At 56.8% G+C, this 15,518-nt stretch carries 16 protein-coding genes; 9 read left to right on the top strand and 7 right to left on the bottom strand.

From position 1 onward, the window contains the following. The first annotated feature begins 76 nt into the window (after positions 1-76). The 3 genes from D3871_RS05000 (at position 77) to groL (ending at position 2,960) form a co-directional block, all read left to right on the top strand. Positions 77-496 carry an organic hydroperoxide resistance protein gene (locus D3871_RS05000; RefSeq protein WP_119767891.1) on the top strand — a complete coding sequence of 140 codons (420 nt, stop codon included), beginning with the start codon at positions 77-79 and terminating at the stop codon, positions 494-496. 482 nt (positions 497-978) lie between these two features. Next, positions 979-1,269, top strand: coding sequence for a co-chaperone GroES (gene groES / locus D3871_RS04995; protein ID WP_057289664.1), 291 nt, complete (start codon positions 979-981; stop codon positions 1,267-1,269). A 38-nt stretch (positions 1,270-1,307) separates the two neighbouring features. After that, positions 1,308-2,960, top strand: coding sequence for a chaperonin GroEL (gene groL / locus D3871_RS04990; RefSeq protein WP_119767890.1), 1,653 nt, complete (start codon positions 1,308-1,310; stop codon positions 2,958-2,960). Positions 2,961-3,117: 157 nt separating this feature from the next. Here the strand turns inward: groL and D3871_RS04985 are convergent, their stop codons facing one another. The 4 genes from D3871_RS04985 to D3871_RS04970 form a co-directional block, all read right to left on the bottom strand. After that, the gene (locus D3871_RS04985; RefSeq protein ID WP_119767889.1) at positions 3,118-3,699 is read right to left on the bottom strand and encodes a transglutaminase-like domain-containing protein; all 582 of its coding nucleotides are present in this window, start codon (positions 3,697-3,699) and stop codon (positions 3,118-3,120) included. A 43-nt stretch (positions 3,700-3,742) separates the two neighbouring features. Next, a complete protein-coding gene (locus D3871_RS04980) occupies positions 3,743-4,525 on the bottom strand; it encodes an enoyl-CoA hydratase (protein WP_119767888.1) in 783 nt (260 codons plus the stop codon). Continuing rightward, entirely contained in the window at positions 4,515-5,435 is a 921-nt protein-coding gene (gene ylqF / locus D3871_RS04975) for a ribosome biogenesis GTPase YlqF (RefSeq protein WP_119767887.1), read from the bottom strand. The genes D3871_RS04980 and ylqF overlap by 11 nt, the downstream gene beginning before the upstream one ends. A 66-nt stretch (positions 5,436-5,501) precedes the next feature. Continuing rightward, positions 5,502-6,443, bottom strand: a complete 942-nt coding sequence (locus D3871_RS04970; protein WP_119767886.1) for a histone deacetylase family protein — start codon at positions 6,441-6,443, stop codon at positions 5,502-5,504. Positions 6,444-6,678: 235 nt separating this feature from the next. Between D3871_RS04970 and D3871_RS04965 the strand changes: the two genes are divergently transcribed. From D3871_RS04965 to mltB, 4 genes are read left to right on the top strand one after another with little or no spacing between them, the layout of a single operon-like run. Continuing rightward, positions 6,679-7,599 carry an AAA family ATPase gene (locus tag D3871_RS04965; RefSeq protein ID WP_119767885.1) on the top strand — a complete coding sequence of 307 codons (921 nt, stop codon included), beginning with the start codon at positions 6,679-6,681 and terminating at the stop codon, positions 7,597-7,599. After that, entirely contained in the window at positions 7,596-8,609 is a 1,014-nt protein-coding gene (locus tag D3871_RS04960; RefSeq protein WP_338016832.1) for a DUF58 domain-containing protein, read from the top strand. Before D3871_RS04965 ends, D3871_RS04960 begins: the two co-directional genes overlap by 4 nt. Then, positions 8,606-10,651 (top strand): transglutaminase TgpA family protein, encoded by a 2,046-nt coding sequence (locus D3871_RS04955; RefSeq protein WP_119767884.1) that lies wholly within the window; start codon positions 8,606-8,608, stop codon positions 10,649-10,651. The genes D3871_RS04960 and D3871_RS04955 overlap by 4 nt, the downstream gene beginning before the upstream one ends. Beyond that, positions 10,642-11,763: a lytic murein transglycosylase B gene (mltB, locus tag D3871_RS04950; protein WP_476638919.1), complete on the top strand. Its 1,122-nt coding sequence runs from the start codon at positions 10,642-10,644 to the stop codon at positions 11,761-11,763. Before D3871_RS04955 ends, mltB begins: the two co-directional genes overlap by 10 nt. 52 nt (positions 11,764-11,815) lie before the next feature. Here the strand turns inward: mltB and D3871_RS04945 are convergent, their stop codons facing one another. Further along, positions 11,816-12,361, bottom strand: a complete 546-nt coding sequence (locus D3871_RS04945) for a YaeQ family protein (RefSeq protein ID WP_119767883.1) — start codon at positions 12,359-12,361, stop codon at positions 11,816-11,818. A 113-nt stretch (positions 12,362-12,474) separates the two neighbouring features. Between D3871_RS04945 and D3871_RS04940 the strand changes: the two genes are divergently transcribed. Beyond that, positions 12,475-13,086 (top strand): DUF1415 domain-containing protein, encoded by a 612-nt coding sequence (locus tag D3871_RS04940; RefSeq protein ID WP_119767882.1) that lies wholly within the window; start codon positions 12,475-12,477, stop codon positions 13,084-13,086. Positions 13,087-13,454: 368 nt separating this feature from the next. Continuing rightward, positions 13,455-13,784 carry a hypothetical protein gene (locus tag D3871_RS04935; RefSeq protein WP_119767881.1) on the top strand — a complete coding sequence of 110 codons (330 nt, stop codon included), beginning with the start codon at positions 13,455-13,457 and terminating at the stop codon, positions 13,782-13,784. 248 nt (positions 13,785-14,032) lie between these two features. On the opposite strand, the gene cysM is transcribed toward D3871_RS04935, so the two are convergent. Together cysM and D3871_RS04925 are read right to left on the bottom strand one after the other, a co-directional pair. Next, positions 14,033-14,935, bottom strand: coding sequence for a cysteine synthase CysM (gene cysM / locus D3871_RS04930; protein ID WP_119767880.1), 903 nt, complete (start codon positions 14,933-14,935; stop codon positions 14,033-14,035). Between the two features lie 142 nt (positions 14,936-15,077). Further along, a complete protein-coding gene (locus D3871_RS04925; protein ID WP_119767879.1) occupies positions 15,078-15,440 on the bottom strand; it encodes a ComEA family DNA-binding protein in 363 nt (120 codons plus the stop codon). Positions 15,441-15,518 lie beyond the last annotated feature (78 nt).

The following is a 15,518-nucleotide window of genomic DNA, read 5'->3' as shown; positions in this document are numbered from 1 at the left end:
ATTTAATTGAGTGCTATATTATCTCCATCGCCTGCGAAACCACCGGTCAGGCACCCAACTCACCAAGGAAAATCTCATGCAAATTCTGTACGCAGCGCAAGCAACAGCAACCGGCGGCCGCGATGGCCGCGCCGTTACCAGCGACAAGAAACTCGAAGCCAAACTGAGCACGCCGAAAGAACTGGGCGGCGCGGGCGGCGACGGCACCAACCCGGAGCAGCTGTTTGCTGCAGGTTATTCGGCCTGCTTCCTGTCGGCGCTAAAGTTTGTCTCAATGGCAACCAAGGCTTCGCTGCCGGCGGATGCCGCCGTGACTGCGCATGTCGGTATCGGCCCGAACGATCGCGGCGGTTTCGCCCTGGCAGTACAGTTGAGCGTTTCCTTGCCAGGCCTGGAACAGGCCACTGCCCAGGCGCTTGTCAATAAGGCGCACGAAGTTTGCCCATATTCCAACGCAACCCGTGGCAATATCGATGTGAAGGTCGGCCTGGCCTGATTGTCTGGAAAAAAGCTACCGAAGCGATTTGCGAATCGGGAAAAAGCCCTTGGCCCTTCCAAAAGGGCTTTTTGTTTTATGTGCGATTAATAACTTATCGGTCGCATCCACAGGCTGGAATAAAAGTTTCCTTTGAGGAAACGGTTATTTATTTAAATCAAAGATTCGACGATCTTCCGAGTCCGGCGCCTATCCGCCATTAAAATGGGGCCCGCCGCGCATCCATGCGATCTTTTTCCCAAAATTCATTCCTGCCTGTTCGCATTTCTGCGCCAGCGCCCGGCCGGTTTGAGATGACATGAAAACAGCCGCTCTTGAAAAAACAAATTGTCGCCCATATACTTAGCACTCGTTAGGGGAGAGTGCTAACAATTTCCTCTAGCCTACCAATTTTTCCAGTGCGGTCATGCTGCACGGTGAAATACGCTTTGCAGCACACTAGCCGCAAACAATTATAACTTATTGATTTTTAAGGAGTTTGTATGAACCTTCGTCCATTGCACGATCGCGTCATCGTCAAGCGCCTCGACCAGGAAACCAAGACTGCGTCCGGCATCGTTCTCCCGGAAGCCGCTGCGGAGAAGCCGGATCAGGGCAAAATCCTCGCTGTAGGCAACGGCAAGATCCTCGAAGATGGCAAAGTTCGCGCGCTGGAAGTCAAAGTCGGCGACGTAGTCCTGTTTGGCAAATACTCCGGCCAAACCGTGAAAGTCGAAGGCGACGAACTGCTGGTGATGCGCGAAGAAGACATCATGGCCGTTGTCCAGAAGTAATACAGATATCCAAACAATCATATTAAGGAGTATCGAACATGGCAGCTAAAGACGTAGTATTCGGCGATGCCGCCCGTGCCAAGATGGTTGAAGGCGTCAACATTCTTGCTAACGCCGTTAAAGTCACCCTCGGCCCGAAAGGCCGTAACGTAGTGCTGGAGCGCTCCTTCGGCGCCCCGACCGTCACCAAGGACGGCGTTTCGGTCGCGAAAGAGATCGAACTGAAAGACAAGCTCATGAACATGGGCGCCCAGATGGTCAAGGAAGTCGCTTCCAAGACATCTGACAACGCTGGTGACGGTACAACTACCGCTACCGTGCTGGCCCAGGCAATCGTCCGCGAAGGCATGAAATATGTCGCCGCCGGCATGAACCCGATGGACCTCAAGCGCGGCATCGACAAGGCAGTGACTGCCACCGTCGAGCAGCTCAAGAACATCGCCAAGCCCTGCACCACTTCCAAGGAAATCGCCCAGGTTGGCGCCATTTCCGCCAACTCCGACGCATCCATCGGCGACCGTATCGCTGAAGCCATGGAAAAAGTCGGCAAGGAAGGCGTTATCACCGTTGAAGATGGCAAGTCCCTGAACGACGAACTCGACATCGTCGAAGGCATGCAGTTCGACCGCGGCTACCTGTCCCCGTACTTCATCAACAATCCTGAAAAGCAAGTCGCTGTTCTGGAAAACCCGTTCATCCTGCTGTTCGACAAGAAAATCTCGAACATCCGTGACCTGCTGCCGGTACTGGAGCAAGTTGCCAAGGCTGGCCGTCCGCTGCTGATCATCGCTGAAGACATCGAAGGCGAAGCGCTGGCAACTCTGGTGGTCAACAACATCCGTGGCATCCTGAAGACTTGCGCCGTCAAGGCTCCTGGCTTCGGCGACCGCCGCAAAGCCATGTTGGAAGACATCGCCATCCTGACCGGTGGACAAGTGATCGCTGAAGAAGTCGGCCTGACTCTGGAAAAAGCCACGCTGACCGATCTCGGCCAAGCCAAGCGTATCGAAATCGGCAAGGAAAACACCACGCTGATCGACGGCGCCGGTGAACATCCCGCTATCGAAGCGCGCGTCAAGCAGATCCGCGTTCAGATCGAAGAAGCGACTTCCGACTACGACCGTGAAAAGCTGCAAGAACGCGTTGCCAAGCTGGCAGGCGGCGTTGCAGTGATCAAGGTTGGCGCTGCAACCGAAGTTGAAATGAAAGAGAAGAAGGCACGTGTCGAAGACGCATTGCACGCAACCCGTGCCGCCGTTGAAGAAGGCATCGTTCCTGGCGGCGGCGTTGCCCTGCTGCGTGCTCGTGCAAACATCACCGTGAAAGGCGACAACGCCGATCAGGAAGCTGGTATCAAGATCGTTCTGCGCGCTATCGAAGAGCCGCTGCGCATGATCGTGTCCAACGCCGGTGAAGAAGCTTCGGTCGTTGTCAACAAGGTTCTGGAAGGCAAGGGTAACTTCGGTTACAACGCTGCCAACGGCACCTATGGCGACATGGTTGAAATGGGCGTGCTGGATCCGGCCAAGGTCACTCGTTCGGCACTGCAAAACGCAGCGTCGATCGCAGGCCTGATGCTGACCACAGACTGCACCGTGTCCGAACTGGTTGAAGACAAGCCGGCTGGCGGCGCAGGCATGGGCGGTATGGGTGGCATGGGCGGTATGGGCGGCATGGACGGCATGATGTAATTTTTACCGGCCGGCGAAGGGCAGCAATGCCTTTCGCAGTCCTGTAGACGCTAAAGAAAGGCCCGCGAGACATTGTCTGGCGGGCCTTTTGTCTTATGCGTTCGACACGTGTCGGGCAACAAATACCTGCGCGATAATCCGACAATCCCTATGACGGTCAGCGGGCGAACAATTCGACGTCTGGAAGATTGGTCATCACCTCTTCCACGGTCGCATGGGTAGTCAATGCGTGTATGACCACCGGCAGCGGCTCGGGCCAGATTTCGGGCAAATCATGCTCCGCCTCGTGCAGTATCGGAAATGCCAGTTGTTCCTTGGGAGGACAAAACATGGCGTTGACGCCCGCCTTGTTGCCCCGCGCATCGATACGGTACCAGCCGTAGTCTTTCAGATAAACCGCATTCAATCCATGCAGGCAGAACGGAGGACGGTCGTCGGCAATGGTCAGGCGTTGATAGCACAGTCCGGCCGGGATGCCATTTGCTCGCAACAAAGCGGCCAGCAGATGGCTCTTGGCATAGCAATATCCGGTTCCGTGCATCAGCACGTCGGATGCGGTACAGGTGACCGGATTGAGTCTGTAATCCCAGCTGTGCTTGATGCCATCACGGACAAACTCGAAGCAGCGCTCGGCAATGTCATGGTCGGACTGCGCATCGGCGGCAAGCTGCTCGGCCTTAAGCCTGATCGATGGATGATGCCAGTCGATATGTTCCGACGATGCAAGAAATACCTTCATGCCTTATTCTCGTGGGTGGGTGAACCGGGTATGTATTGAATGCCTATTTCTTCCAGCCCGGCTCACGTTTTTCAATGAAGGCTTGCACGCCTTCCAGCGCCGCTTCATCCATCATATTGCAGGCCATGGTTTGCCCGGCCAGCTGGTAAGCGGCGCTGATCCCCATGTCGATCTGCTTGTAGAACAGTTGCTTGCCCATTGCAATCGCTACCGCCGGCTTGGCAAGTATGCTCGCGCACAATGCAGCAATTTCCGTATCGAGCTGTTCGGCCGGCGCGACGCGATTGACCAGTCCGCGTTCGCGGGCGGTCTGGGCATCGATGAATTCTCCGGTCAGCAGCATTTCCATCGCCTGCTTGCGCGAGACATTGCGCGACAAGGCAACCGAAGGCGTGGCGCAGAAAAGGCCGTAATTGACACCCGATACTGCAAAGCGCGCATCGCTCGCGGCAACCGCGAGATCGCACATCGCTACCAGCTGACAGCCTGCTGCGGTTGCGATGCCCTGCACGCGTGCGATCACCGGCTGCGGCATCTGCTGAATGGTCAGCATCAGCTTGCTGCACTGATTGAACAAGCGCTTGTAATACGCCTCGGATGGCTGCGCGCGCATCTGCTTCAAGTCATGCCCGGCACAGAAGGCCTTGCCCGCTGCAGCGAGAACGACGACGCGCACTTCGGCATCGCGCTTCGCTTCGTCGAGCGCGGCCTGCAAGGCGTCGAGCATTTCTTCCGACAGTGGATTGAATTTATCGCCGCGGTTCAGCGTCAGTGTCAGAACACCGGCATTCGTCGCTTGCAGCACATAAGGCGCATCACCGTTCATCGTCGTCCTCTACATCGGGTTGCTGTCGTTCGCCAAGCATCGGCGGCGGGTTGTAGGTCGCCAGCAGGTGCGCGCGGCTGTCCGGGGTTTCCAGGCTGATGCGCCCCAATGCGCCGCTGCGGTAATCCTGCAGCAAGGTATGCGCGGCCTTCTCGAAATCGGGATCCCCGCCCTTGAGACGAAACGCGCGGCGCTTGGCAATGCCTTCGATCACGCTGACGCCATCGATGCCTTCCGTCGCAAAGCCATAACGGGCCGATACCAGTCGCGGATAATATACGAGCAGCTGATCGGCGAGAAAGGTCGCGACTTCTTCCTCGATCACCGCATTGGTGCCGACCGCGTGGCTGGCGGCCAGCATCAGGCCATCGGTGGGATGCGCGATCTTGGGCCACAACATGCCTGGCGTATCGATCAGCACCATGTTGTTGCCGAGGTAGAGGCGCTGCTGGGTCTTGGTCACCGCAGGCTCGTCCCCCACGGCGGCAACGCGCTTCTTCAGCAAGGCATTCATCAGCGTCGATTTGCCGACGTTGGGAATGCCCATGATCATCATGCGCAACGGCTTCAATGCGGTTCCGCGATGCGGCGCGACCTTCAACGCTAGACCGGGCACCTTCGCCACATCGGCCGGCTTCTTGCAACTGAGCGCCACCGCGAACACGTCTTTCTGTGCGCTGTAATACGCGATCCATGCTTTGGTGGCTTCCGGATCGGCCAAATCAGCCTTGTTGAGTATCTTGAGACACGGTCGCTGCCTTTCCTTGCGCAGCTGTTCGATCATGGGATTGGAACTGGCTTGGGGCAGGCGCGCGTCCAGCACCTCGATGACGAGGTCGGTCTTTTCCATGGATTCGGCCGCCTTTTTGCGGGCGGCGTTCATGTGACCGGGGAACCATTGTATGGACATGCGGGAATCTGTTCTGAAAGTAAGCCGCTATTTTAACCGCTGCGGCTGTATTCCCCACTGAACGGATCAGTCGATCGCAGCCAGCGCCTTTACATGGGCGACCACGCTGCGGCCGAGCGCAGACAAGTTGTAGCCGCCTTCGAGGCAGCTGACGATGCGTCCGTTCGCATGTTCACGGGCGACCTCCATGATTTGTTGGGTCATCCATGCATAGTCGGCCTCGATCAGCCCCATCTGCCCGAGATCGTCTTCGCGGTGCGCGTCGAAACCCGCGGAAATGAAGATCATTTCCGGCCGGTGAGCATGCAAGGCAGGCAGCCACCGCTCCTGGACCAGGCGTCGGACTTCATCGCCCTTGGTATAGGCAGGCACCGGCAAATTCACCATGTTGGGAACATCATCGCGCACCGCGCTATAAGGATAGAAAGGATGCTGAAAAAAACTGACCATCAGTACACGCGGGTCTGTCAGAAAAGCTTCTTCAGTCCCGTTCCCGTGGTGTACGTCGAAATCGACAATCGCGACCCGCTGCAGGCCGCGCACTTCCATCGCATGCTTGGCGGCAATGGCGACATTGCCAAACAAGCAAAAACCCATGGCTTCCGACGGACGCGCATGGTGGCCCGGAGGACGCACTGCACAAAAGGCATTCTCGATTTCGCCATCGATTACCGCATCGGTGGCCGCCACTGCTGCACCGGCAGCGCGCAAGGCAGCGTTCCAGCTATGCCGGTTGACCATGGTATCGGCATCGAGCGGGTAATAATCGGCTCCCGAAGCGGCCAGCGCCTGCACATGCTCGCGCACCCGCGCAACCGCGCCTTCGCTGTGAACACGACGGATATCGGTAATATCGACGACGGGCGCTTCGCGGTAATCCAGCAGGCAGTCAATGCGGCTGGCGATGAGCTGGTCTTCGATAGCCTGCAGGCGCGCGGGCGATTCGGGGTGCCACTCCCCCATTTCGTGGCGCTTGCAATCAGGATGGGAATAAATCGCGGTGGTCATGTCTGCAGGGTAACGTATGCGGCAGTTCTCGAATAGAATCTTGAGCTGGTCCCGTCGATATCGCAGTACCGTACCGGCGAAAACCGCTATTGATAGTGTAACGAAGAAAACGCGCCACCACAGTCCTTTTGTTGACAAACCGGACAGGCAGTAATTGCGTTTTCGTAAGCACCTGCCCGGAAGAATGCTGTTTCTGATATGGCGCTACGCTATGTCACCCTTATCACGGAAGCCCATGTTCGCGAAACTTCACGCCGTTGCCAAACAAGTCAGTCAGGTCGTCGTCGGCAAGGATGTACAAATTCGTCAATCTCTCGTCTGTCTGTTGGCCGGGGGCCATTTGCTGATCGAAGACGTTCCCGGCGTCGGCAAGACCACCCTGGCGCACGCACTGGCAATCTCGCTGGGCATGAAATTCAATCGACTGCAATTTACCAGCGACCTGTTGCCGGCGGACGTGGTCGGCATCTCGATCTTCAATCGCGAAAAGAATGGCTTCATTTTCCACCCGGGACCGGTCTTCACCCAGGTGCTGCTCGCCGACGAAATCAACCGGGCAACGCCGAAGACCCAGTCAGCGCTGCTGGAAGCAATGGAAGAACGGCAAGTGACCGCGGACGGCATTACGCGCGATCTGCCTCGCCCCTATTTCGTGATTGCCACCCAAAACCCGGCGCATCAGATCGGCACCTTTCAGTTGCCCGAATCGCAGCTCGACCGGTTCCTGATGTGTCTTTCGCTCGGCTATCCCGACGCCGCGGCAGAACGCGCGCTGCTGATGGGTGAGGACCGCCGCGCCATGCTCAAGACACTACCGGTGGCCATGCAGCCGGAAGAACTGATGAGCGCGCAGACGGCGCTGCGCGAAGTGCATGTTTCGCCCGCCCTGGTCGACTATATTCAAGCCATTGCCCAGGCATCGCGCCAGGGCGGCTTGTTTGCGGAAGGCCTGAGCCCGCGCGCATCGATCGCGCTGCTGCAGGCAGCGCGTGCATGGGCTGCCATGGAAGGCCGCAACCATGCCATTCCCGAAGACGTGCAGGCGGTGCTGGTCCCGATTGCCGCGCACCGGCTGCGGCCGCTCAAGTCAGCCGGAAGTTCAGCTCTGGGCAGCCGTGACCTGGTCCTGCAATTGATGAAATCCGTACCGGTGTGATCAAACCACTTTCCCTCTACGCCCGCTTCGAGCACAGCATACGCGGGCACCTGAGCAAATGGCTGTACCGGCGCCGCGGTGCGGAGCCGGGTGAAGTATTTCTGCACCAGCGCCGGGTCTTTATCGTGCCGACGCATCCCGGCATCCTGTTCTGCGTGATGCTGCTGACGCTATTCATCGGATCGATCAATTACAACCTGAGTCTGGGCTTCGGCTTTACCTTCCTGCTGGCCGGCTGTGCGCTGATCGACATGCATCTCACTTTCCGCAACCTGGCACACCTGCATCTCGTCGCCGGACGCGCGTCTTCCGTGTTTGCCGGCGAAGAAGCACAATTCGAACTCCACCTGATCAACCGCCGCCGATACGACAGGTATGCACTCTGGCTGGACTTTGTCGCGAACGATCGCCCCGATCTGGCCCAGGCGGCCGATGTTGCGGCCAATGCCACCCGGCACGTGCTGCTGTCGACGCCGGCACAACAGCGCGGCTGGCTGCAGGCGCCACGGGTGCGCCTGCAAACCCGGTTTCCGCTTGGGCTGCTGCGCGCATGGAGTTACTGGCAGCCGGATGCGCGGGTATTGGTTTATCCGCGTCCCGAAGAAAATCCTCCCGAACTCCCGCTTGCGCCCACGGAACAGAACGACGGACAAGGCGCGGCCGGATACGACGATTTTGCCGGCATCCGCGGCTATCAAGCCGGCGACTCGCTTAAACGGCTGGCATGGCGGCAGATTGCACGGGTCGATGTGGACTATGGCGGCACGCTCGTCACCAAGCATTTTGAAGGTGGCGCTGCCGCTGAAATCGCGATCGATCTGACGCTGCTGCCCCACTCGCTCGATATCGAAGAAAAGCTGTCGCGCATGACCCGCTGGGTCATCGAAGCAGAAGCACGCGGCGTGGCCTATGCGTTCCGGCTCGACGAGATCAGCTACGCCGCAGCGCTGGGACCGGCGCACCGCGAAGCCTGCCTGACCGCGCTCGCGCTGTATCGGATGGATGCATGAAAACCCCGACTGCCATCTTCCGCTCCATTGCTGCGGGCACCTCCCGGCCGATGTCGCGCGAAAAAGCGGATACGCTGCTCCTGCTCGGTGCCTGCGCCTTGGTGCTGCTGCCTCATGCCAGTCATCTGCCTGCATGGATCATGGCTTGTTGCGCGCTCTTACTCGGATGGCGCGGCTGGGTGACATTCCGCGGCAACCGCATGCCGCCGCGCTGGCTGTTGCTGCCGGTCGCGATGCTGGCAATGGCCGGCGTCTACTGGACCCACAAAACCTTCTTTGGCCGCGATGCCGGGGTGGCGATGCTCACCCTGTTGCTGACCTTGAAGCTGCTGGAAATGCATGCCAAGCGCGATCTGTTTGTCGTGCTGTTCCTTAACTTCTTTTTGATCCTGTCGAGTTTCTTCTATTCGCAGTCGATCGGCACCGCGCTGATCACGGTAACGGCAGTGATCGCGTTACTGACTACGCAAGTCTCTTTCCAATACACCGGGGTAGTGCCTCCTCTGCGTAAGCGGCTGCGTGTCGGCGCGACGATACTCGGCTTGGCCGCGCCGCTGACACTGGTGCTGTTCCTGCTGTTTCCGCGCATTGAAGGGCCGTTATGGGGCATGCCCGGCGATGCTCAGGGCAGCGGTCGCACCGGCTTGTCCGAGTCCATGGCACCCGGGAATATTTCCAAACTTGTGAATTCCGACGATGTCGCATTCCGGGTCAAGTTTGCCGACACCGTGCCGGAAAAGGTGCAGTTGTACTGGCGCGGCATCGTGTTGAGCGACTTCGATGGTAGAACCTGGACTGCACTGAAGCAGAGTCTGCCACGGCGCAGCACCATCCATGTCGACTTTCTGGATCAGCCGCTTCATTACCAGGTCACACTCGAACCTCATGGCCGCCGCTGGCTGTTTGCCCTGGACGTGCCGCGTCAGCTTCCGCAGTTGGAAGGCAATGCGGCAAACGCATCGCAAGAGTTGCAGCTATCCGCATCGACCGCAATCACCGACCGCCTGCGCTACGATGCCGTCTCACATCGCAACTATCGCTTGCAGCCGAATGAAGCACCCGCAAGTCTGCAGCAATGGCTCGCTCTGCCGACAGGATTCAATCCGCGTACGCTCGACTACGCCGGCCGCCTGAGCCGGAATGCCCAGACCAACGTCGATCTGATCGATGCGGTACTCAAGGATTTTCGAGAGCAAAATTTTCGTTACACGCTGGAGCCGCCGACGCTTGGCCGCCACGCTGTCGACGAATTCCTGTTCGATACGCGCGCAGGATTTTGCGAACACTATTCCGGCGCTTTCGTCGTGCTGATGCGCGCTGTCGGCATCCCTGCGCGTGTGGTGACCGGTTACCAGGGTGGTGAAGTCAATCCGGCGGATGGCTACATGACGGTCAGGCAATCCGATGCGCACGCATGGGCCGAGGTCTGGCTCAAGGGACGCGGCTGGGTGCGGATCGACCCCACTGCGGCCGTCGCACCGAGCCGGGTCGAACAGAATCTCGGCAGCGTCATCCCTCGTCGTGTATTTGGCGGCCTGCTTACGCTGGACGGGTCTGGGAACCTGCTTGTTCAAAAATGGATGTCGTTACGGCAAAATCTTGACGCAATGACCAATGCTTGGAACCAGTGGGTATTGAATTACACCCCGCAAAAACAAAAGCGCTTCTTTGAATCGATCGGCTTTCCCGATGTCGATTGGCGTACGATGATCTCGGTGATGGTGGCCTTCGGCATTGCCGCTGTTGCGGTCGTAGTTTTGCCTTTGATATTGCAGCAACAGAAACGCGATCCGGTCGATGCCATTTATCAAAAATTCTGCAAGCGCATGGCACGCAAAGGTTTGCCGCGTGAAATCCATGAAGGACCGCGTGCCTATGCAACACGTTTGACCGAAAATGCCTCGCCCTTGCTACCTGAAACGAAGGCGGCCCTTGCGCGCTTTCTCGAACTCTATGAAACTGTGAGGTATGGCGCTCCCGGCAGCAACATGCGTCCGGGCCATCTCTCCACATTGAAATCCCTGTTAGCCGAATGTCGATGAAATTTTCCCAGTCCGCCACCTGCTCAGCGGTCGCGGCTGCTCTCGTTGTTGGCCTAGTCTTTCCGCTTGCTTCCTGCGCCAAGCCGCCAACAAAAAAAACTGCTCAGCCCCCTGTTCGCAAGGTTGTCGCCAATCCCGACGAGGTTGGCGAGTTCGCCAACTTTACGCAATGGAAAGAAGTTGCGGCATTTATGGACGGCATGGCAACCAATCATCAGTTCGATCGCGATGAGCTGGAAGCGATGTTCAAGAAGGTGCGCTATGTCGATACGACTATCCAGTTGATCAAACCCGCGCCGCCCGGCAAGCCGAAGAACTGGCGCGCCTATCGCGCGCGATTTGTCGAACCGGTACGCATCAATGCCGGCCTGGCCTTCTGGGACAAGCATGCCGATGCGCTGGCCCAGGCCGAAGAACGGTATGGCGTACCTGCTGAAATCATTGTCGGCATCATCGGCGTCGAAACCGTGTACGGCCGCAACACCGGCAATTTCCGCGTACTGGATGCGCTGACCACGCTGGCCTTCGACTATCCGCCGACGCCGAACCGCGAGGCGCGCATGGCGTTCTTCCGCGGCGAATTGGAAAACACGCTGCTCCTTGCACGCGAAACGAATGTCGATCCGTTTTCACTGTTCGGCTCCTATGCCGGTGCGATCGGCTGGCCGCAGTTCATGCCGGGAAGCATACGTAAATTCGCGGTCGACTTCAGCGATGACGGAAAAATCGATCTGCGCGGCTCTCCGGTCGATGCCATCGGCAGCGTTGCCAACTTCCTGGTCGAACATGGCTGGAAGCGCGGCGAACCGATGGTGTTTCCAGCCATGGTTGCTGCCACCGATAACGGACGCAGCTGGGACATGTTTATTAATCAGGGGCTCGAAGCCAAGTTCAGGCTTGATGAACTCAAGGCAGCAGGCGTGACGCCTGGCGTGGAACCGCCAGCCGACTTGCAGTTCGGCCTGGTTGATCTGCAAAACGGTGGGGAGCCTACCGAGTACTGGCTTGGTGCGGCCAATTTCTTTGCCATTACGCAGTACAACCGCAGTTTCTTCTACGCGATGTCGGTCATCGATCTGGGACGCGCGGTGCGCGCGGCGCGCACGCGATAAAGATGGAGGCATCCGGTATGCAATCTGCATTCCGGATGCCGAAAAAGATTCGTTATGCGCGGTCAGCTTTGAATGTCGACAATTCGATTGGCACGGTATTGTCGCCACCGCTAAACCAGATCTGACCATCCTGCACCGTACACTGCAGCTGCATCGTACGCTGTGCTAGCGATGACAACGCGGCACTTGCGTCCGCCGGCAGGTTGAACACACGAAGATTCTTCGCGCGCGCAAGTTTGCCGGCGCACTGGCTCCACCATACGTTGCTTGCGCTACTGTAGCTATACACCACCACTTCGGCCGCGCGTCCGCATGCTTTGAGCAAACGTTTTTCATCCGGCTGCCCGACCTCGATCCATAAGTCGATTGCGCCGGTCAGGTCTTTTTGCCACAAGTCCGGTTCGTCATCGGTACTGAGACCCTTGCCAAACGCAAGCAGCTCATGCGCATGCAATGCATAGGCGAGTATGCGAACCATCATGCGCTCGTCGGTCTCTGATGGATGTCTCGCAATCGTCAACGCATGCGTGCCGTAATAATTACGATCCATATCCGAGACCTGAAGGTCGGCTTTGAAAATGGTTGATTTCAGGGCCATGGCTGCGGCGTCATTCAAAATTGTAGAGGCGCAAATGTACCGTAAAGCGCATTCCGACGCCATCATGCAGTTGCGCGATAATCTGCGCTTTGCATTCACGTTACTGGAATCTGATGACTATCCTGGACCCGGACAAGGACACTCCATCGCAGTTCACGCCGCCCGTTAGAGAAATCATTGCGGCGACCACCCGCTGGCTGGAGAAAGCGGTCATCGGCCTTAACCTTTGTCCGTTTGCAAAAGCTGTGCATGTCAAACAGCAGATCCGCTTTGCAGTGAGCGACGCTCGCGACACGGATCAATTGATGCAGGACCTGATAAGCGAACTTCAACGCTTGCAAGCCGGCGCCTCCGATGTCATCGATACCACGGTTCTAGTGCATCCATGGGTATTGAATGAATTCCTGGACTACAACGCTTTTTTAAGCATCGCCGACGCAGTACTGGAAGAGCTTGGCCTGACGGGCGAAATCCAGATAGCCAGTTTTCATCCTGCTTATCAATTTGCCGATTCCGAGCCGGACGCCATCGACAACTTTACCAATCGTTCGCCCTATCCGATTCTTCACCTGTTACGAGAGGACAGCATCGACCGCGCAGTAGCGGCTTTTCCGGATGCCAGCGACATTTTCGAACACAATATCGAAACAATGAAGCGCCTGGGGAAAGACGGCTGGGCTGCCTTGAACGTTGGACCGGAGCCAAAACACGACCAGTCACTGTAAGCCGTCAGGTTTGCGCAAGACTTGCCGCATCGGGCTAGCGTTGCGACGCATCAAAATCGCAAATGACCGCTTCGTTAGAATGCAGTTGAATATTTGCAAGCAATCGGTGGCGCATATGCTGGAATGATGGCGTCACCCCCGCTACATACGCAGTCAAGATCAAATCAATATTGTAATTATGGAATTTTGTTACTATATTGCGTAGATGCAATTAATGTCTTTAAGACATGAATCTTTCGCTTCCCATATTGTGTGTCAAAGGAATAATGTTTCAAAGTTGAAACATGTCTCTACACTAATAGTTTTATTGTGTACAATGAACTTGCAATATGGGAATTATTGAATTGACTACTCAGTTAGGCAAGGTTATGGACGATAACGAAAACGGGAAGCGCGGTACACGACTCGCAGATCAGGTAGCATACGATCCAAATAATTTGCTGGATGCGCTGATCGAAAAACTGAATTTGAAGAATGACGCTGCCTTGTCGCGCGCTCTTGAAGTTGCGCCCCCAGTGATCAGCAAGATTCGTCATCGCCGCCTGCCGGTCGGCGCCTCTCTGCTAATCCGCATGCATGAAGTCAGCGACCTGAGCATCAAGGATTTGCGGATCCTCATGGGTGATCGCCGCGACAAATTCCGCATCAGCGACAAGCAGTTCAAGCCCAAGGATGCGCCTGCAGGCGATATGGAATAAGTTTCAGTCGGACCAGGTGCACATATAGATAGTGTGCCCTTTTTGGCCCGGCATTCTTATCGCCATTAGTACACGGCGGACGTACGCACCATCGTTCCATCCGCTATGGACGCTCCCCATTCTGAACCTGCTCCAGCCTTTACTGCAAAACGCTGTTGGCTGACACGCAACCAAGCATGTGAAACATGCTTCTGCACGCGTCTGGTCGCAAGTATACTTTCGCATATTGCGACCGGTAAAGCACACACTCAAGCCGGAAACACTCCCGTCGAGAGATAACGGTCGCCACGGTCGCAGACGATAAATACGATCGTCGCATTTTCCACCGTCTGCGAGACGCGCAAGGCGACTTCGCAGGCGCCCGCAGCCGAAATACCGCAAAAAATCCCCTCTTCTACCGCCATCCGGCGTGCCATCTGTTCCGCAGCGGCCTGGCTAACGTATTCCAGCTGATCGACACCGGACTTGTCGAAGATTTTCGGCATATATGCTTCCGGCCATTTACGAATGCCGGGGATCTGAGAACCTTCTTCAGGTTGGGCGCCAACGATGCGCACTTTCGGATTTTTTTCCCTGAGAAAACGTGAAACCCCCATGATGGTGCCGGTAGTCCCCATCGCGCTGACGAAATGCGTGATACGTCCTTCGGTATCGCGCCAGATTTCGGGACCCGTACCTTCATAGTGGGAACGGGGATTGTCGGGATTGGCAAACTGATCGAGGATGATGCCCTTCCCCTCCTTTTGCATTTGTTCGGCAAGGTCACGTGCATATTCCATACCCCCCGTTTTGGGAGTAAGCACGATCTTGGCGCCATATGCAGCCATGCTTTGGCGCCGTTCTTCGCTTAGATTCTCGGGCATCAGCAACACCATTTTGTAGCCGCGTATGGAGGCCGCCATCGCAAGGGCAATCCCGGTGTTACCACTGGTTGGCTCGATGAGCGTATCGCCGGGCTTGATTTCTCCACGCTCTTCGGCATGCTTGATCATCGACAGTGCGGGACGGTCCTTAACCGATCCAGCCGGATTATTGCCTTCCAGCTTGCCCAGGATGACATTATTGCGGCGTGCTGCATCTTCGCCGGGAAGTCGTTTCAACTGCACGAGCGGCGTGTTGCCAATCGTGTCTTCTATAGTCAGATAAGGCATGGCAGATTCGGTGCTTCCATAAAAACATCATTTTAATCGGAGTCGGCAACATGTGCCGCCGTTACCGCATACTGCAATGCCCGGAGGTCAAATGAAAAAGCCCCGGAACGATCGTCTCCGGGGCCGAACGACTATCGCAGAATTACTTTTTTATGTCGTCCTTCTTTGCGTCTTCTTTTTTCATGTCCTTTTTCGCTTGTGTGGGCTTGTCGGCTTTCGCAGCCGGGGCAGCGCCTGGACGACTTTGACCATTCACGGTCAGGCCAGCATTGGAAAGCCGGACGGCGCTTTTATCGCCAACGCCTTTCACACGTGACTCCAGATCGCTCCAATCCTTGAACTCTCCGCCCTTCTTACGTTCATCGAGAACGGCCTTCGACAACTTTGGCCCGACGCCACGGATACCTTCTAATGTGGCCTGATCCGCCTTATTGACGTCGACCTGTGCAAGGGCTGTTCCGAAAGTGATGATAAGTGAGAGCGCAATCAGTAGTTTTTTCAACATTTTTTCTCCAAAGTCCAGATAGATAAAGTTAACAATCCCAGGATGTCGCCCGGGAAGGTTATCTAATATACAACAAAT

It is taken from the genome of Noviherbaspirillum saxi (assembly GCF_003591035.1).
Taxonomy (GTDB): Bacteria; Pseudomonadota; Gammaproteobacteria; order Burkholderiales; family Burkholderiaceae_D; genus Noviherbaspirillum; species Noviherbaspirillum saxi.
This window is presented reverse-complemented; position numbering and strand designations above follow the sequence as displayed.

Excerpts from the sequence above, each read along its gene's own strand:
- mltB (WP_476638919.1), top strand. The coding sequence starts at position 10,642 with ATGTCGATGAAATTTTCCCAGTCCGCCACCTGCTCAGCGGTCGCGGCT.
- D3871_RS04985 (WP_119767889.1), bottom strand. The coding sequence starts at position 3,699 with ATGAAGGTATTTCTTGCATCGTCGGAACATATCGACTGGCATCATCCA.
- D3871_RS04935 (WP_119767881.1), top strand. The coding sequence starts at position 13,455 with ATGGACGATAACGAAAACGGGAAGCGCGGTACACGACTCGCAGATCAG.
- cysM (WP_119767880.1), bottom strand. The coding sequence starts at position 14,935 with ATGCCTTATCTGACTATAGAAGACACGATTGGCAACACGCCGCTCGTG.
- D3871_RS04980 (WP_119767888.1), bottom strand. The coding sequence starts at position 4,525 with ATGAACGGTGATGCGCCTTATGTGCTGCAAGCGACGAATGCCGGTGTT.
- D3871_RS04965 (WP_119767885.1), top strand. The coding sequence starts at position 6,679 with ATGTTCGCGAAACTTCACGCCGTTGCCAAACAAGTCAGTCAGGTCGTC.
- D3871_RS04945 (WP_119767883.1), bottom strand. The coding sequence starts at position 12,361 with ATGGCCCTGAAATCAACCATTTTCAAAGCCGACCTTCAGGTCTCGGAT.
- D3871_RS04940 (WP_119767882.1), top strand. The coding sequence starts at position 12,475 with ATGACTATCCTGGACCCGGACAAGGACACTCCATCGCAGTTCACGCCG.
- D3871_RS05000 (WP_119767891.1), top strand. The coding sequence starts at position 77 with ATGCAAATTCTGTACGCAGCGCAAGCAACAGCAACCGGCGGCCGCGAT.
- D3871_RS04970 (WP_119767886.1), bottom strand. The coding sequence starts at position 6,443 with ATGACCACCGCGATTTATTCCCATCCTGATTGCAAGCGCCACGAAATG.
- D3871_RS04925 (WP_119767879.1), bottom strand. The coding sequence starts at position 15,440 with ATGTTGAAAAAACTACTGATTGCGCTCTCACTTATCATCACTTTCGGA.
- groES (WP_057289664.1), top strand. The coding sequence starts at position 979 with ATGAACCTTCGTCCATTGCACGATCGCGTCATCGTCAAGCGCCTCGAC.
- D3871_RS04955 (WP_119767884.1), top strand. The coding sequence starts at position 8,606 with ATGAAAACCCCGACTGCCATCTTCCGCTCCATTGCTGCGGGCACCTCC.
- ylqF (WP_119767887.1), bottom strand. The coding sequence starts at position 5,435 with ATGTCCATACAATGGTTCCCCGGTCACATGAACGCCGCCCGCAAAAAG.
- groL (WP_119767890.1), top strand. The coding sequence starts at position 1,308 with ATGGCAGCTAAAGACGTAGTATTCGGCGATGCCGCCCGTGCCAAGATG.